The sequence below is a fragment of the Serratia sp. ID 25-353 genome (assembly GCF_054792795.1).
This window is the reverse complement of sequence record NZ_CM139236.1, coordinates 634442-649408: the sequence shown is the minus strand read 5'-3', so window position 1 is coordinate 649408 and position 14967 is coordinate 634442. Positions and strand designations below refer to the sequence as shown.

Annotated in this window: 14 protein-coding genes; 3 read left to right on the top strand and 11 right to left on the bottom strand. The window is 62.3% G+C overall.

The features are described from left to right. The gene (gene apbE, locus ACYF6X_RS03060) at window positions 1–1032 is read left to right on the top strand and encodes an FAD:protein FMN transferase ApbE (RefSeq protein WP_130017817.1); all 1032 of its coding nucleotides are present in this window, start codon (window positions 1–3) and stop codon (window positions 1030–1032) included. Between the two features lie 62 nt (window positions 1033–1094). Here the strand turns inward: apbE and ACYF6X_RS03055 are convergent, their stop codons facing one another. Together ACYF6X_RS03055 and fabB are read right to left on the bottom strand one after the other, a co-directional pair. After that, window positions 1095–1316, bottom strand: a complete 222-nt coding sequence (locus tag ACYF6X_RS03055) for a putative periplasmic lipoprotein (RefSeq protein ID WP_004936201.1) — start codon at window positions 1314–1316, stop codon at window positions 1095–1097. A 212-nt stretch (window positions 1317–1528) separates the two neighbouring features. Next, entirely contained in the window at window positions 1529–2749 is a 1221-nt protein-coding gene (gene fabB, locus ACYF6X_RS03050; RefSeq protein ID WP_041036107.1) for a beta-ketoacyl-ACP synthase I, read from the bottom strand. 170 nt (window positions 2750–2919) lie between these two features. Here fabB and mnmC point away from each other — a divergent pair, with 170 nt between their 5' ends. Then, window positions 2920–4941 (top strand): bifunctional tRNA (5-methylaminomethyl-2-thiouridine)(34)-methyltransferase MnmC2/FAD-dependent 5-carboxymethylaminomethyl-2-thiouridine(34) oxidoreductase MnmC1, encoded by a 2022-nt coding sequence (gene mnmC, locus ACYF6X_RS03045; RefSeq protein WP_130017816.1) that lies wholly within the window; start codon window positions 2920–2922, stop codon window positions 4939–4941. A 41-nt stretch (window positions 4942–4982) separates the two neighbouring features. On the opposite strand, the gene ACYF6X_RS03040 is transcribed toward mnmC, so the two are convergent. The 6 genes from ACYF6X_RS03040 to prmB all read right to left on the bottom strand — a co-directional run bounded on the left by ACYF6X_RS03040 (window position 4983) and on the right by prmB (window position 9661). Continuing rightward, the gene (locus ACYF6X_RS03040) at window positions 4983–5264 is read right to left on the bottom strand and encodes a YfcL family protein (protein ID WP_016926855.1); all 282 of its coding nucleotides are present in this window, start codon (window positions 5262–5264) and stop codon (window positions 4983–4985) included. A 32-nt stretch (window positions 5265–5296) separates the two neighbouring features. Continuing rightward, entirely contained in the window at window positions 5297–5845 is a 549-nt protein-coding gene (locus ACYF6X_RS03035) for an elongation factor P hydroxylase (protein ID WP_162215436.1), read from the bottom strand. Window positions 5846–5934: 89 nt separating this feature from the next. Then, window positions 5935–6741, bottom strand: a complete 807-nt coding sequence (locus ACYF6X_RS03030) for a sulfite exporter TauE/SafE family protein (RefSeq protein ID WP_063988952.1) — start codon at window positions 6739–6741, stop codon at window positions 5935–5937. Between the two features lie 3 nt (window positions 6742–6744). Continuing rightward, complete coding sequence (mepA, locus tag ACYF6X_RS03025) at window positions 6745–7572, bottom strand: penicillin-insensitive murein endopeptidase (protein ID WP_063988951.1); 828 nt, start codon at window positions 7570–7572, stop codon at window positions 6745–6747. Between the two features lie 5 nt (window positions 7573–7577). Continuing rightward, the gene (gene aroC, locus ACYF6X_RS03020; protein WP_033635387.1) at window positions 7578–8663 is read right to left on the bottom strand and encodes a chorismate synthase; all 1086 of its coding nucleotides are present in this window, start codon (window positions 8661–8663) and stop codon (window positions 7578–7580) included. Between the two features lie 65 nt (window positions 8664–8728). Continuing rightward, a complete protein-coding gene (gene prmB, locus ACYF6X_RS03015; protein WP_028127753.1) occupies window positions 8729–9661 on the bottom strand; it encodes a 50S ribosomal protein L3 N(5)-glutamine methyltransferase in 933 nt (310 codons plus the stop codon). A 170-nt stretch (window positions 9662–9831) separates the two neighbouring features. Between prmB and smrB the strand changes: the two genes are divergently transcribed. After that, a complete protein-coding gene (gene smrB, locus ACYF6X_RS03010) occupies window positions 9832–10362 on the top strand; it encodes an endonuclease SmrB (protein ID WP_004936226.1) in 531 nt (176 codons plus the stop codon). A gap of 67 nt (window positions 10363–10429) precedes the next feature. On the opposite strand, the gene sixA is transcribed toward smrB, so the two are convergent. The 3 genes from sixA to fadI all read right to left on the bottom strand — a co-directional run bounded on the left by sixA (window position 10430) and on the right by fadI (window position 14776). Continuing rightward, window positions 10430–10912, bottom strand: a complete 483-nt coding sequence (gene sixA / locus ACYF6X_RS03005; RefSeq protein WP_004936230.1) for a phosphohistidine phosphatase SixA — start codon at window positions 10910–10912, stop codon at window positions 10430–10432. 388 nt (window positions 10913–11300) lie between these two features. Further along, entirely contained in the window at window positions 11301–13466 is a 2166-nt protein-coding gene (gene fadJ / locus ACYF6X_RS03000) for a fatty acid oxidation complex subunit alpha FadJ (RefSeq protein WP_063988949.1), read from the bottom strand. Next, on the bottom strand, window positions 13466–14776 hold the full coding sequence (gene fadI, locus ACYF6X_RS02995) for an acetyl-CoA C-acyltransferase FadI (RefSeq protein WP_063988948.1): 1311 nt from the start codon (window positions 14774–14776) through the stop codon (window positions 13466–13468). The genes fadJ and fadI overlap by 1 nt, the downstream gene beginning before the upstream one ends. Window positions 14777–14967: the final 191 nt, after the last annotated feature.

Sequence of the window (14967 nt, the reverse complement as noted above, 5' to 3'; positions counted from 1 at the left end):
ATGGCTTCCCTGTTCGCCAAAGGGGCATTGCTCAGCGCCTTATGCGCCCTGCTCGCCGCCTGCGACGATGCCTCCTCCCGCCCGCAAATCGATATCGACGGCAAGACCATGGGCACCTTCTACAGCGTTAAAGTCAGCGGTGACGTCGCGATCGGCAAGCAAGCATTGCAGCGGCAGATTGACGCAGTGCTCGAACGGGCCAACGACGATATCTCCACCTACCGCGCCGACTCGGTGCTGTCGCAATTTAACCGTAGCGCCAGCCTCGAACCGCAGCCGATCCCGCGCGGCATGGCGGACATCGTGCTGATGGCTCAGCGCATCGGCCGCGATACCGGCGGCGCCATGGACATCACCGTCGGCCCACTGGTGAACCTGTGGGGGTTCGGCCCCGACAAGCATCCGGTCAAGGTGCCGGAACAGGCGCAGATCGACGCGGCGAAGCAGCGCATCGGCCTGCAGCACCTGAAGCTGATCAGCGACAATCGCGGGGAGTGGCTGCAAAAAGATCTGCCGGACATGTATGTCGATCTCTCGACGCTGGGCGAAGGCTACGGCGCCGATGAACTGGTGCGCCTGATGAACCGCAACGGCATTACCAACTACCTGGTATCGGTCGGTGGCGCGGTCTCTTCACGCGGCGTCAACGGCCAGGGCAAACCCTGGCGGGTGGCGATCCAAAAGCCGACCGACCGTGAAAATGCGGTGCAGGCGCTGGTGGATCTGCACGGTTACGGCATCAGCACCGCGGGCAGCTACCGCAACTACTTTGAAGAAAACGGCCAGCGCTACTCCCATGTCATCGATCCGACCACCGGCAGGCCGATCAACCACCGGCTGGTTTCCGCCACGGTGATCGCCCCCACCGCGCTCGAGGCCGACGGCTGGGATACCGGCCTGATGGTGCTGGGCACGGAGAAAGCGTTGAAGCTTGCCGAAGAGAAAGGGTTGGCGATCTACCTGATCAGCAAAACCGACGACGGTTTCAGCGCCGTGATGACGCCGCAGTTCAAGGCGTTTTTGGTGCAGTGAAATAAAAAAGCCCGGCACGCAATGGCCGGGCTGGTTGCATGCGCCCGCAGGCGCCGCGCCGATCACTTGGTCAGCGCGATGATGCCGAGGGTCAGACCGGCCACTGCCGCCGCGCCGCCGGCGATCGCGCCCGCGGTTTCCCAGTTATCTTGGGTGGTGCCCTTCATGCAGGTGTTGGTGTGCACCAGACGCCCCTGATCATCGTAGACCGGAACGCAGGGGGAATCGGTGGCGCATCCGGCCAGCACGGCCGACAGTAACCCAACCGCAATTAACTTTTTCATACTTCTTGCCTCAATGTTCGATCACTTTAGAAAGCTACGCCGAGCGATAATCACGCTACCTGGCTATTGTATGCCCAACGCATGTAATGGCGAGGTAATGATGTGTCAGGGGATGTTATTTGGGAAAACTCCGAGCGCCCAGCCGGCGGGGTTCGGGCAGTAAAAAGCCCGCGAAAACGCGGGCTTGATGGCGAGGTGAGGCTCAGGCGGAATTATTTCGCCAGTTTGCGCATCACCAGGGTGGCGTTGGTGCCGCCGAAGCCGAAGCTGTTGGACATCACGGTGGTCAGCTCACGCTGAGTCGGCTGAGTCACGATATTCATGCCGGCCGCCTGCTCATCCAGGGTGTCGATGTTGATGCTCGGCGCGATAAAGCCGTGCTCCAGCATCAGCAGGCTGTAGATCGCTTCCTGCACGCCTGCGGCGCCCAGCGAGTGACCGGTCATCGCCTTGGTGGAGGAGATAGCCGGGGTATTGTCGCCGAACACTTCGCGAATCGCGCCCAGCTCTTTCACGTCGCCTACCGGTGTGGAGGTGCCGTGCACGTTGATGTAGTCGATCGGCGCATCCAGATCCTGCATCGCCATCTTCATGCAGCGCACCGCGCCTTCGCCCGATGGCGCAACCATGTCGGCGCCGTCAGACGTTGCGCCGTAGCCAACGATTTCTGCGTAAATGTGCGCACCGCGCGCCAGCGCGTGCTCCAGTTCTTCAACCACCACCATGCCGCCGCCACCGGCGATGACGAAACCGTCACGATCGGCGTCGTAGGTGCGGGAGGCTTTTTCCGGCGTGTCGTTGTACTTGGTGGACAGCGCGCCCATCGCGTCGAACTCGCAGGCCATTTCCCAGCACAGCTCTTCGCCGCCGCCGGCAAACACGATGTCCTGTTTGCCCAGTTGGATTTGCTCAACCGCGTTACCGATGCAGTGTGCGGAGGTCGCGCAAGCGGAGCTGATGGAGTAGTTTACGCCGTGGATTTTGAACGGCGTCGCCAGGCAGGCGGAAACGCCGGAAGCCATGGCTTTGGTGACCACATATGGGCCAACCGCTTTCAGGCCGCGCGGGCTGCGCATCGCATCGGCGCCGAACACCTGGAAGCGCGGAGAACCACCGCCGGAACCGGCGATCAGGCCCACGCGCGGGTTGTTTTGATACTCTTCTTCCTTCAGGCCGGAAGAAGCGATCGCTTCTTGCATCGCCAGGAAGGCATAGATGGAAGCATCGCTCATGAAACGCACCGCCTTGCGGTCGATCAGGCCGGTTGTGTCGAGCTTAACTTGCCCCCATACGTGACTACGCATGCCGGAATCTTTCAGTTCCTGGGAGAAAGTGATCCCAGAACGTCCTTCCTGCAGGCTCGCCAGGACCTCCTGCTGGTTATTACCAATGCTGGAGACAACTCCCAGGCCAGTAATCACTGCACGTTTCATTCAATACCTCTTCCACTATTTACCTACGGGATTTTGCATCGCACTTTAGCGTACAGATGTAAGCCGAACAAGTCCGATCAGCGTTTTTCAGCTTTATTGTTGTCCAGTTTGCGCCAGGGCGCCAGCGCCGTTAGAATTCGCGACATCCCTTGAATTTCGAGCTATTGACCGTGAACCACGCCCCCATCCAAACCGCAACGCTAACCTGGAACGAACAGGGTACACCTGTTTCGAAACAGTTTGATGACGTCTATTTTTCCAATCAGGATGGGCTGGAAGAAACCCGCTATGTCTTCCTGCACGGCAACCGGCTGCCGCAGCGTTTCGCCACTCACCCGCGCCCGCTGTTGGTGGTGGCGGAAACCGGATTCGGCACCGGGCTCAATTTCCTGACGCTGTGGCAGGCCTTCGCAGACTTCCGCCAGGGCGAGCCGGACGCCGCGCTGCAGCGCCTGCACTTTATCAGCTTCGAAAAATTCCCCCTGCAGCAGGCCGATCTGGCGGCGGCGCATGCACGCTGGCCGGAGCTGGCACCCTATGCCGACGAGCTGCGCGCCCAATGGCCGCTGCCGCTGCCGGGCTGTCATCGCCTGCTGTTGGCCGAAGGCCGTATTACGCTCGATCTGTGGTTCGGCGACGTCAACGAACTGCTGCCTCAGTTCGACGCCAGCATGAATAACCAGGTCGATGCCTGGTTCCTCGACGGCTTCGCGCCGGCCAAAAATCCCGACATGTGGACCGAGCAACTGTTCGCCGCCATGGCGCGTTTCGCCCGGCCGGAAGGCAGCTTCGCCACCTTTACCGCCGCCGGCTTCGTGCGCCGCGGCTTGCAGCAGGCCGGTTTTCAGGTCAACCGTTGCAAAGGCTTCGGCCAAAAACGTGAGATGCTCGCCGGCGGTCTGCCGGCCGATGCGCAGCCCACGCCCCACCCGGCGCCCTGGTATCGGCGTCCGGCGGCGGACAACACCGCCGACATCGCCCTGATCGGCGGCGGCGTCGCCAGCGCGCTTACCGCGCTGGCCTTATTGCGGCGCGGCGCCACCGTCACGCTGTACTGCGCCGACGAACAGGCGGCCGAGGGCGCTTCCGGCAACCGCCAGGGGGCGATTTATCCTCTGCTGAACGGCAGCGGCGACGTGCTGGAGAGTTTCTTCAGCGCCGCGTTTCCCTTCGCCCGTCGCCAATACGACACCCTGTTGCAACTAGGCGTCATCTTTGATCACCAGTGGTGCGGCGTCAGCCAGCTGGCCTACGACGAAAAGAGCGGCGGCAAGATCGCCAATATGCTGAAAACCGACTGGCCGCCAGCGCTGGCGGCGGCAGCCGACCGCGAGACGCTCAGCGAACTGTGCGGCGTCGATACCGGCTTTGGCGGCATCACCTACCCGCAGGGCGGCTGGCTCTGCCCGGCCGAGCTGACGCGCGGCGCTATCGCGCTGGCGCAGCGTCAGGGTCTGGTCTGCCACTACCGGCACGATGCGCAGGCGCTGGCGCGTGAAGAAAACGGCTGGCGTATCGACTTCGCCCACGGTGAATGCCGCCGCCATGCGACGGTGATCCTGGCCAACGGCCACCGGTTGGCCGAGCTGGCACCGACGCAAGCCCTGCCGCTGTATGCGGTACGCGGGCAGGTGTCGCACATCCCAACCTCGCCGGCCCTCGGTCAGTTGAAACAGGTCTTGTGCTACGACGGCTACCTGACGCCGGTCAACGCCAACAACGGCCAACACTGCATCGGCGCCAGCTACCAGCGTGGCGACACCGCCACCGACTACCGCGAGCAGGAGCAACAGGAAAACCGCGAGCGCCTGCTGCGCTGCCTGCCGGAACAAGCCTGGCCGCAGCAGGTGGACGTCAGCGCTCATCAGGCGCGCTGCGGCGTGCGCAGCGCCACCCGCGATCATCTGCCGATGGTCGGCGCGCTGCCGGACTATCAGGCCACGGTGACGCAGTATCAGGATTTGCAGCGGCAAAACCAGCGCGGTGAAACCGTCGCCGATGCGCCGGTCTATCCCGGCCTGTTCGCTATCGGCGGATTGGGATCGCGCGGCCTGTGCTCGGCGCCGCTGGCGGCGGAAATTCTGGCGGCGCAGCTGTTCGGCGAACCGTTGCCGGGCGACGCGCGCCTGCTGGCGGCGTTGAATCCGAATCGGATGTGGGTACGGAAGCTGCTGAAAGGACGTGCGGTTTAATTCATGAATGAGGGGCGCTATGATGCGCCCCGGCATGGCGGTCAAGCGGCAGGCGTGGCGGCCTGATAGAGGTTTTCCCACATGCCGCGCACCAGGATCTGATCCGGCGGCGAAAGTTCCCCGGCGGCGATCGCCTTATGCAGGCTCTCTTCCACCCGCGCTTTCAGCGCTTCGGCAGTGTGCTCACCCTGCTCTTCCGCTTCGGCCACCGCCAGCGTCAGATGACCGCGCAGGTAGCCACCGGCAAACAGTTCATCATCGCTGGCGTGCTCTACCATGTCATCAATCAGCGCCAAAATGCGCGCTTCGAATTCTGCGATCATCAAATTTCCTCATTAAATAGCGGGCTGTGGCGTCAGTTGAGATCTTCCGGATACGGAAAATGCTCGGCCGCCAACGGTGGCGTATTGTAGAACGATTGCAACGCCTGAATAAAGCGCGCAGGCCGTGTGGGTATTCCCTGCTCCAGCAGCGCCAATACCCGGGCGCGCACCTTGCGCTGGAACGCGATGCGATCCGGCTCGCAGTCGCCGTTCAGGTTGTCGCAGCTGACGTTGAACGGGAAACCGGCCGCCACGCAAAACATCCATTCCAGCGCCTGCGGTTTGATCTCTACCGCTTCGAATTCACTCTGGGTTTGCGCGTCGCGCCCGTCCGGGCAATACCAGTAACCGAAGTCCACCAATTGTCGGCGCGCTTCGCCGGCGATGCACCAGTGCGAGATTTCGTGCAGGCCGCTGGCGTAGAAGCCATGGGCAAACACGATGCGGTGATACGGCAGTTCGTCGTCGGCCGGCAGGTAGATCGGCTCGTCGTCGCCCTTCACCAGGCGGGTGTTGTAGTCATCGCTGAAGCACTGATTGAAGATCTCGATCAGCTGTTCATAGCGATGACGGGTCTGCATGTCTGACATAAAAACTCTATAACCACAGAAATAAAGAGGCCATTATACTCAATAAGACAGGGCGCGTAAGCCGCGCCCACTTTTCATCTTTAGCCGTGCACCAGGGCGGTCAACCACTGCTGAATTTCCGCGCCGTGATTGTCGTACAGCAGCTTGAGGCTCATCACCAGCGAGACGATCACGATCATCGGCCGAATCAGCTTCTGCCCGCGGGTCAGCACCATGTGGGCGCCCAGACGCGCGCCCAGCACCTGCCCCACCAGCATCACCAGACCGATGCTCCACACCACCTTGCCGCCGATGATGAACAGCGCCAATCCGCCGACGTTGGAGGTGAAGTTCAGCACCTTGGCGTGTGCCGTGGACTTCGCGAGGTTAAAACCGCACAGCGTCACATAGGCCAACGCGTAGAACGATCCGGCGCCGGGGCCGAAGAAGCCGTCGTAAAACCCGACGCAGCCGCCGGCCACCAGCCCGAACGGCAAGGCGCCGAGGCGACGTTGACGATCTTCCTCACCCAGCCGCGGCATCAGCAGGAAGTAGAGGCCGATGCCGATCACCAGCAGCGGCAACATCTGCCGCAACACATCGGCGCGCATATGCTGCACCAGAATGGCGCCGATGATCGAACCGATCAGCGTCAGAAATATCGTCAGCTTTTGATCGTTGAGGTTCACCGCACGCCGACGAATAAAGTACAGGCTGGCGGAGAAGGAGCCGCCGACCGACTGCAGTTTGTTGGTGGCCAACGCCTGGGCCGGGGGAACCCCCACCGCCAGCAAGGCCGGTACCGTCAGCAACCCGCCACCGCCGGCGATGGAGTCGATAAACCCCGCCAGCAGCGCTACTGCAAACAACACCCCGAGCATCTCGGGGCCGATGACGAACCAGTCCATGTATTATTCCGCTGCGAAGTGATTATCCAGCAATGCCTGACAGGTCGGCGGTAACGGCGGCGGCACCGGTTTACCCGGTTTGGCGCTCGGTTGATGCGGCACGAACCAACTCGCCAGTTCGGCGCCGCAGCCGTCGCCCGGCGGCGGCGTATCCTGCTCTTTACATTCAAGGCTGCCCGCCGGGCAACGCAGGCGCACGTGCATGTGCGCGCGGTGACCGAACCACGGCCGCACCTTGTGCAACCAGGCGCGATCGGCGCCGGCATCCAGACACAGACGCTGTTTGATGGCCGGATTGACGAAGATGCGCGTCACGTCCGCATCCTGCGCCGCCAGCTTGATCAGCGACTCGATCTGCGGCTGCCATTGGCGCGCCACTACCTGCTTGCCGTCACTTGACACCAGATCGATAGGCTGCGGCTTCAGCAGCTGCTGTGCGCTCCAGCGTTGGCGCGGCAGCTGCAGCCAGATATCGACGTCGAGCCCCGACTGGTGGCTGGCGTGGCCGCTGCTGAAGCGCCCACCGGCCGGCATCGCCATGTCGCCGATCAGCACCGTGCCCAGCGCTTTCTGGTTCGCCTGGCTGCTGAGGCGCTGAATAAACGCCAGCAAATCCGGATGGCCGAAATAGCGGCGCTGGTCGGTACGCATCACCTGGTAGTTCGGTGAGTTCAGCGGTAACGGCTGGGCGCCGATGACGCAGCCGTTGGCGAAACCGCCCACCGCCTGCGGCGCGCCGGCCACCGGGTGATCAATTTTCTGCCACGGCGTCAGCGCCATGGCGGAGGCGGAGGCCGTCAGGGCCACCAGGCCCAACATCCAGTTTCTCATGGCGATTACCAGCGAGGCACGTCGGAAACCACATCACCGTTTTGCGCACGCTGGCGCAGCAGGTGATCCATCAGCACGATCGCCATCATCGCTTCGGCGATCGGCACGGCGCGGATACCCACACACGGATCGTGGCGGCCGCGGGTGACCATTTCCACCGCTTCGCCCTGGCGATTGATGGTGCGGCCCGGCACCATGATGCTGGAGGTCGGCTTCAGCGCCAGATGTGCAACCACCGGTTGGCCGCTGCTGATGCCGCCGAGAATGCCGCCGGCATGGTTGCTCTGGAAGCCTTCCGGGGTGATTTCATCGCGGTTTTCGCTGCCGCGCTTGGTCACCACGGCAAACCCGTCGCCGATCTCCACGCCTTTCACCGCGTTGATGCTCATCAGCGCGTGCGCCAGATCGGCGTCGAGGCGGTCAAACACCGGCTCGCCCAGGCCAACCGGCACGTTTTCAGCAATCACACTGACCTTGGCGCCGATGGAGTCGCCCTCTTTTTTCAGCGCGCGCATCAGTTCGTCCAGCGCTTCCAGCTTGTCCGGATCCGGGCAGAAGAACGGGTTCTGTTCGACCTGATCCCAATCTTTCAGCTCGCAGGTCACGTCGCCGATCTGCGCCAGATAGCCACGCACCTGCACGCCGAACTTCTGCTGCAGGTATTTCTTGGCGATAGCACCCGCCGCAACGCGCATGGCGGTTTCACGCGCCGAAGAGCGGCCGCCGCCGCGATAGTCGCGCAGGCCGTATTTCTGCTCGTAGGTGTAGTCGGCATGCCCCGGGCGGAACACGTCTTTGATCGCGCTGTAGTCTTGCGAGCGCTGATCGGTGTTTTCAATGATCAGACCGATGCTGGTGCCGGTGGTCACGCCTTCGAATACGCCGGAGAGAATGCGCACCTGATCCGGTTCGCGACGCTGGGTGGTGTAACGCGAGGTGCCCGGACGACGGCGGTCCAGATCGTGTTGCAAATCGGCTTCGGTGAGCGGGATACCGGGCGGCACGCCGTCGACGATACAACCCAGCGCCACCCCGTGAGATTCACCGAAGGTGGTGACGCGGAAAATCTGCCCAATACTGTTTCCTGCCATCACGGCTCCTTACCGTTAGTCTTTTATCGTTATGAGGCCCGCCTTGCGGGCCCTGAAAATGCGGCTTAGCTGCGATAGAGGCTGAAGTGTTCCTTGCAATCCACCAACTGCTGCTTGGTCAGCATGAACACGCCGTCGCCGCCGTTTTCGAACTCCAGCCAGGTGAACGGAATATCCGGATATTGTTCCATCAGATGTACCATGCTGTTACCCACTTCACAAATCAGCACGCCGTCGTCGGTCAGGTAGTCCGGCGCGCAGGCCAGGATGCGGCGCACCAGCTTCAGGCCGTCGCTGCCCGCCGCCAGGCCCAGCTCCGGCTCAAAGCGGAACTCCTGCGGCAGATCGGACATGTCTTCCGCATCGACGTACGGCGGGTTGGTGACGATCAGATCGTACTGGATCGCGGGAACGTCGCGGAACAGATCGGAACGGATCGGGATCACCTGGTGTTCGACGCCGTGCGCCTGAATGTTGCGCTCGGTCACCGCCAGCACCTCGCTGGAGATGTCCACCGCGTCCACTTCCGCTTCCGGGAAAGCGTAGCCGCAGGCGATGGCGATGCAGCCGCTGCCGGTGCACATGTCGAGGATATGGCGTGGCGGGTGCGGGATCAGCGCGCTGAAGCGATCGTTGATCAGCTCGCCGATCGGCGAACGCGGCACCAGCACGCGTTCATCGACGTAGAATTCCATGCCGCAGAACCAGGCCTTGTTGGTCAGGTAAGCGACCGGGATGCGTTCGTTGACGCGGCGGATCACGCGCTCAACGATGCGATGGCGCTCGCTGGAGGTCAGGCGGGCGGTGTGCATGTCCTCCGGAATGTCCAACGGCAGGAACAGGCTTGGCAGCACCAATTGCACCGCTTCGTCCCACGGATTATCGGTTCCGTGACCATAGTAGATATTGGCGGCGTTGAAGCGGCTTACCGTCCAGCGCAGCATATCTTGAATGGTGTGCAGTTCGTTCACTGCTTCGTCGACGAAAATTTTGTCCAATTTGCCCTCCGGCAGGCGCTGTGTTTCATGATTTAGCCGCATAGTTTGCCATGAAGCCCGCGACAAATCACGCTTGCCCCTCGCGCTTTTCACTCTGGCCCGAGTTTTGCGTCGACAGCGCTCATTCACAAGGTAAACTAGCGAAATAAACGATTTCCGGTGAATGAAGCATGAAGAACAAGCCCCCTCTGAGCAAAGACGAACAACAGCTCTTCAGAGAGTCGGTGGCGGGCGCGAAAAAGCTGCGCCAGGACACCATCGTCCACCGTCCGCCGAAGCCCAAGGTCAAACAGATTGCCCCGCAGCGGCTGCTGCAGGAGCAGGTCGATGCCAGCTATTATTTTTCAGATGAATACCAGCCGCAACTGGAAGAGGAAGGCCCGACGCGCTACGTGCGCCCCGGCAGCAGCCCGTATGAGCTGAAGAAGCTACGACGCGGCGATTATTCGCCGGAGCTGTTTCTCGATTTGCACGGCCTGACCCAGCTGCAGGCCAAGCAGGAGTTGGGGGCGCTGATCGCCGCCTGCAAACGCGAGCACGTGCACTGCGCCTGCGTGATGCACGGGCACGGCAAGCACATTCTCAAACAGCAAACGCCGCTGTGGTTGGCGCAGCATCCCGACGTGCTGGCATTCCACCAGGCGCCGAAGGAATGGGGCGGCAATGCCGCCATCCTGCTGTTGGTGGAGCTGGCCGAGTAGGCCCGCAGAAACGACTCAGGGCGATGTCAGACATCGCCCTGAGTTTATTCCGCACCGCATCTGCGGCTCACACCTTGGCCATCACCTGCGATGGGCTGACCTGCCATTCAAACTTGCCGTAACTGCCGTCTGCCGGCAGATCGACGTTGGCAATCGCTGAGGTCGCGAACATCGGCGGGCACTCGCCCGGGCACAGTTCAGCCACCAGGTAGCCCACCAGCGGCAGGTGCGACACGATCAGCACCGAGCTCACCCCTTGCATCGCCAGCGCCTGCAGATAGCTGCCGACCTGTTCGGCATTGCCGCCCGGCGTCAGCTCGGGCAGCACTTCTTCGCCCTCCGGCAGCGTCAAGGCTTCACGCACCGTCGCCAGCGTCTGTTCGGCCCGCAGATAGGGGCTGACCAGCACGCGTTCAATATCCACAGACTTGGTGTTCAACCAGGCCGCCATCTGACGGGACTCGTCGCGGCCGCACAGGGTAAGGGGCCTTACCGCATCGCTGGCTGCCTCGAGCGCCGCCTCTCCGTGACGCATAATCAAAACTTGCATATTGCACCGCTGTTGTTGACAAAGTAACGCTATACAGAAACGCCGTGCGTGCTGTACCGCCGAGTTTTACAACCCAAAGCCAAAGCTTTAAAACGATAACGCGCCGTCTCTTTATGGCGGCCGGGCATTTTGCCTGAAAGTTTGCCTAAAGAAAATGCTGTTTTTTACAGCAACCCTCCCCTGGCAAACCTCGGTTGCTCACAGAACAATCAATTCAACGGGTTAAATTTTAACCTTGCCGCCATGAAATTTATTGATGGCGGTCAAGCTAACTTACCGCTGCCTGCGCCTTGCTGTACAGCCTCACCGGCTGACGCTGTTGCAAGGAGTGATGGCGATCACAACGCGGCCCTGTTGCAACTATAGTGCAAATCGGGCCGCCCTGCGTTCAGCTCCCCAGCGGGTAAAAGCGCTCGCCCTGCTGCGCCATGCGCTGCAAGCGCTCGCACGGGGCGAAATGCTCGCCGTGCTGCTGACGCAGGTAGTCCAGCGTCTTCACCACTTTCTCGGCGCCGAGCTCGTCCATATAGCGGAACGGGCCGCCGAGGAACGGCGGGAAGCCGATGCCGAACACCGCACCGATATCCCCGTCGCGCGCGCTGCGGATCACGCCTTCATCCAGGCAGCGCGCCGCTTCGTTCAGCATCATCATCACGCAGCGCTGAGCGACGGTCGCCGGCAGCATGTGCGCCTTCGGCGTGACGCCGAGCAGCGTATACAATGAGGTATCCGCACGTTTGCGCCGCTGCCGCTGCTGCCCTTCGCTCGGGTAGAGATAGAAGCCGCGGCCGTTCTTGCGCCCTTTGCGCCCGTCTTTCAGCACCGCATCGAACGCAGCCGGCGCGGCGAAACGCGGCCCCAGCGCCTCGACCAGCACGGGAATGATTTTGGTGCCGACGTCGATGCCCACTTCATCCAGCAGAGTGATGGGGCCGACCGGGAAACCGAAGTCCACCAGCGCCTTGTCCAGCGACTCAATCGGCTCACCTTCCAGCAGGCAGCGCGCCGCTTCGTTGATGTACGGCGCCAGGATGCGGTTGACATAAAAACCGGCGCTGTCGCCCACCACGATGGCGGTCTTGCCCTGCTTGTGCGCCAGCGCCACGGTGGTCGCGATGGTCTCTTCGCTGGTGCCGGCGTGCGGGATCACTTCCACCAGCGGCATTTTATCCACCGGGCTGAAGTAGTGCAGGCCGATCACCTGCTCCGGCCGCTGGGCCTGTTCGGCGATATGACCGATAGGCAACGAGGAAGTATTGGAAGCGAACACGGTATGCGGCGCACAGTTCGCTTCAACCTCAGCCACCATCTTCTGCTTCAGCGCCAGATCTTCAAACACCGCCTCGACCACGATATCCACCTGCTCAAAGCCGGTGTAATCGGTAGAACCGGAGATCAGCATCATCTGCTTTTGCCGTTCCGCCGGGCGCATGCGCTTGCTGCGCACCCGTTTGCCGAGCACGTCCCAGCTGTATTTAAGCGCGTGATTGATGCCGGTTTCATTAATGTCTTTGATGCGAACCGGCAAACCGCCGCGCGTTGCGGTGACGCAGGCGATCCCGCCGCCCATCAGACCGCCACCGAGAATGCCGACGCGATGCAGGGCATGCGGCTTGGCATTACCGCCCCGCTCTTTTTTCAGCGCGGTGGAGGCGAAGAACAGGCTGCGCAGCGCCGCCGACTGCGGCGTCATCGCCAGTTCGCCAAAGGCGCGCGCTTCGGCCTCATAGCCACTGGCGCTGCCGTGATCCAACCCGGTGCGCACCACCTGAATGATGCGCTCCGCCGCCGGGTAGTTGCCGTGGGTTTTCGCCAACGTTTTCTTGCGCACGATGCTGAACAGCAGACTTCTGCCCAGCGGGCCGTTGAGCAGGCGATCCTGCCACGGCAGCTCGCGCTGATGCTTCCAGCCTTGTTTCACCCGCTCGATGGCGGTCTGCAACAGGATCGACTGCGGCACGGCGTCGTCCACCAGCCCCATGCGCAGCGCCTGGCGGGCGCGAATGTGCTTGCCGGTCAGGATCATGTCCAGCGCCTTGGCGGCGCCGATCAGGCGCGGCAAGCGCTGCGTACCGCCGGAGCCCGGCAGCAGGCCCAGCTGCACTTCCGGCAGACCGAGTGCGGTTTTGTCATCCAATGAACAGACGCGGCCGTGGCAGGCCAGCGCCAATTCCAGGCCGCCGCCCAGGCAGGCGCCGTGAATGGCAGCCACCACCGGCACCGGGAAGGCGGCGATCTGCGCCAGCGTGCTCTGCCCTTTCTTGGCCAGCGTTTCCGCCTCTTTGGCACTGGTGCAGGCGGCAATCATAGTGATGTCGGCGCCGGCGATAAACGAGTCTGGCTTGCCGGAAACGATCACCAGCCCTTCCAGCGCGGTATGCTGCTGCGCCCGGATCAGCACATCGTTTACCTGTTCGACGAACTCGGCCTTGAGCGTATTGACCTTATCGCCCGGCACATCGATGGTGATCACGCCGATGTTGTCGGGGCGAATCGTCAGCTGAAAGGCCGACGGTTTGGCGCGCTGTTCATGCAATGCGTTTTCAAAGCTCATCATTCCACCTCCACGATCATCGCGGCCCCTAATCCGCCGGCGGCGCAGGCGGTGGTCAGGCCCAGCCCGCCGCCGCGGCGTTTCAGCTCACGCAGCGTCTGGGTGATCATGCGCGCGCCGGTGGCGGCGAACGGATGGCCATAGGCGATGGAACCGCCCAAGACGTTGAATTTGTCCATGTCCACCTCGCCGATCGCCTGGCTGCGGCCAAGCTTCTCGCGGGCGAACTCTTCGCTGGCGAACATCTTCAGGTTGGCCAGCGTTTGCGCGGCGAAAGCTTCATGCATGTCGATGAGCGTCAGATCGGCCAGACCGATGCCGGCGCGATCCAGCGCCAGCGGCGTGGCGTAGGAAGGCCCCAGCAGCATGTCCTCCCACACGTCAATAGCGGCGAAAGCGAAGCTGCGCAAATAGCCCAGCGGCTGCAACCCCAGTTCTTTGGCGCGCGATTCGCTCATCATCAATACCGCCGCCGCACCGTCGGTCAGCGGCGTGCTGTTGGCCGCGGTGACGCTGCCATGCTTGCGATCGAACGCCGGTTTCAGCTTGGCGTAGGAGGCCAGGCTGGAATCTTTACGGATGTTGTTGTCTTCAGAAAGCTGCGCGCGGTAAGGCGGCACGTAGGCGGTCATCACCTCATCGCGCAGCCACCCCTGCTGCCAGGCCTTGGCCGCCAGCTCGTGGGAACGGTGCGCCAGCGCATCCTGCGCCTCGCGGGTGATGCCGTGGCTCTTCGCCATCTGCTCGGCGGTATCGCCCATGCGCAGGCCGGTGGAATACTCCGCCACCGCCGGCGGCACCGGCATCAGATCGCGGAATTTCAGCCGGCTGAACAGCTTGAGACGCTGCGACAGCGTGCGCGCCTTGTTGACGTCCACCAACGTGCGCGCCAACGCTTTGCTGACGCCGATCGGCAAGACGGAAGAAGAGTCCGCCCCGCCGGCAATGCCGATACTGATGCTGCCGGCCATGATGCTCTCCGCCACGTTGGCAATCGCCTGGAAGCTGGTGGCGCAGGCGCGCGACACGCTGTAGGCGTCGGTATGGACGCTCATGCCAGTACCGAGCACGATTTCACGCGCGATGTTCGGTGCTTCGGGCATTTGCACCACCTGGCCGAACACCAGCTGTTCGATAAGCTGCGGATCGATGCCGCTGCGCGCCAACAGCTCACTCACCGCCGTTTTCCCTAAATCCACCGCCGGAATGCCGTGATAGGCAGTCGCCTGTTTGGCAAAGGGGGTACGCAGTCCATCCACAATCGCAATGCGGTCACCATGACGGGTCACCAAAGGCAGTGCCTTACTCATAAATGCTCCTGAAGAAAATAACGTCAGCGCAATGGGCAGAAAGAGGTCTGACCTGATGAGGTCATTGTTAACCAAACGGTTACATTTGGCAAACCGGCAGAGATCAAAACTGCGAGCAGGCGCACTTTCTATCGGGGGGGTGTGGGGAAAGCAATCCCCGGCGCGCAGCAGGCGGCACCGGGGGATAAAGC

Excerpts from the sequence above, each read along its gene's own strand:
- apbE (WP_130017817.1), top strand. The coding sequence starts at position 1 with ATGGCTTCCCTGTTCGCCAAAGGGGCATTGCTCAGCGCCTTATGCGCC.
- ACYF6X_RS03055 (WP_004936201.1), bottom strand. The coding sequence starts at position 1,316 with ATGAAAAAGTTAATTGCGGTTGGGTTACTGTCGGCCGTGCTGGCCGGA.
- fabB (WP_041036107.1), bottom strand. The coding sequence starts at position 2,749 with ATGAAACGTGCAGTGATTACTGGCCTGGGAGTTGTCTCCAGCATTGGT.
- ACYF6X_RS03040 (WP_016926855.1), bottom strand. The coding sequence starts at position 5,264 with ATGATCGCAGAATTCGAAGCGCGCATTTTGGCGCTGATTGATGACATG.
- ACYF6X_RS03035 (WP_162215436.1), bottom strand. The coding sequence starts at position 5,845 with ATGCAGACCCGTCATCGCTATGAACAGCTGATCGAGATCTTCAATCAG.
- ACYF6X_RS03030 (WP_063988952.1), bottom strand. The coding sequence starts at position 6,741 with ATGGACTGGTTCGTCATCGGCCCCGAGATGCTCGGGGTGTTGTTTGCA.
- mepA (WP_063988951.1), bottom strand. The coding sequence starts at position 7,572 with ATGAGAAACTGGATGTTGGGCCTGGTGGCCCTGACGGCCTCCGCCTCC.
- aroC (WP_033635387.1), bottom strand. The coding sequence starts at position 8,663 with ATGGCAGGAAACAGTATTGGGCAGATTTTCCGCGTCACCACCTTCGGT.
- smrB (WP_004936226.1), top strand. The coding sequence starts at position 9,832 with ATGAAGAACAAGCCCCCTCTGAGCAAAGACGAACAACAGCTCTTCAGA.
- sixA (WP_004936230.1), bottom strand. The coding sequence starts at position 10,912 with ATGCAAGTTTTGATTATGCGTCACGGAGAGGCGGCGCTCGAGGCAGCC.
- fadJ (WP_063988949.1), bottom strand. The coding sequence starts at position 13,466 with ATGAGCTTTGAAAACGCATTGCATGAACAGCGCGCCAAACCGTCGGCC.
- fadI (WP_063988948.1), bottom strand. The coding sequence starts at position 14,776 with ATGAGTAAGGCACTGCCTTTGGTGACCCGTCATGGTGACCGCATTGCG.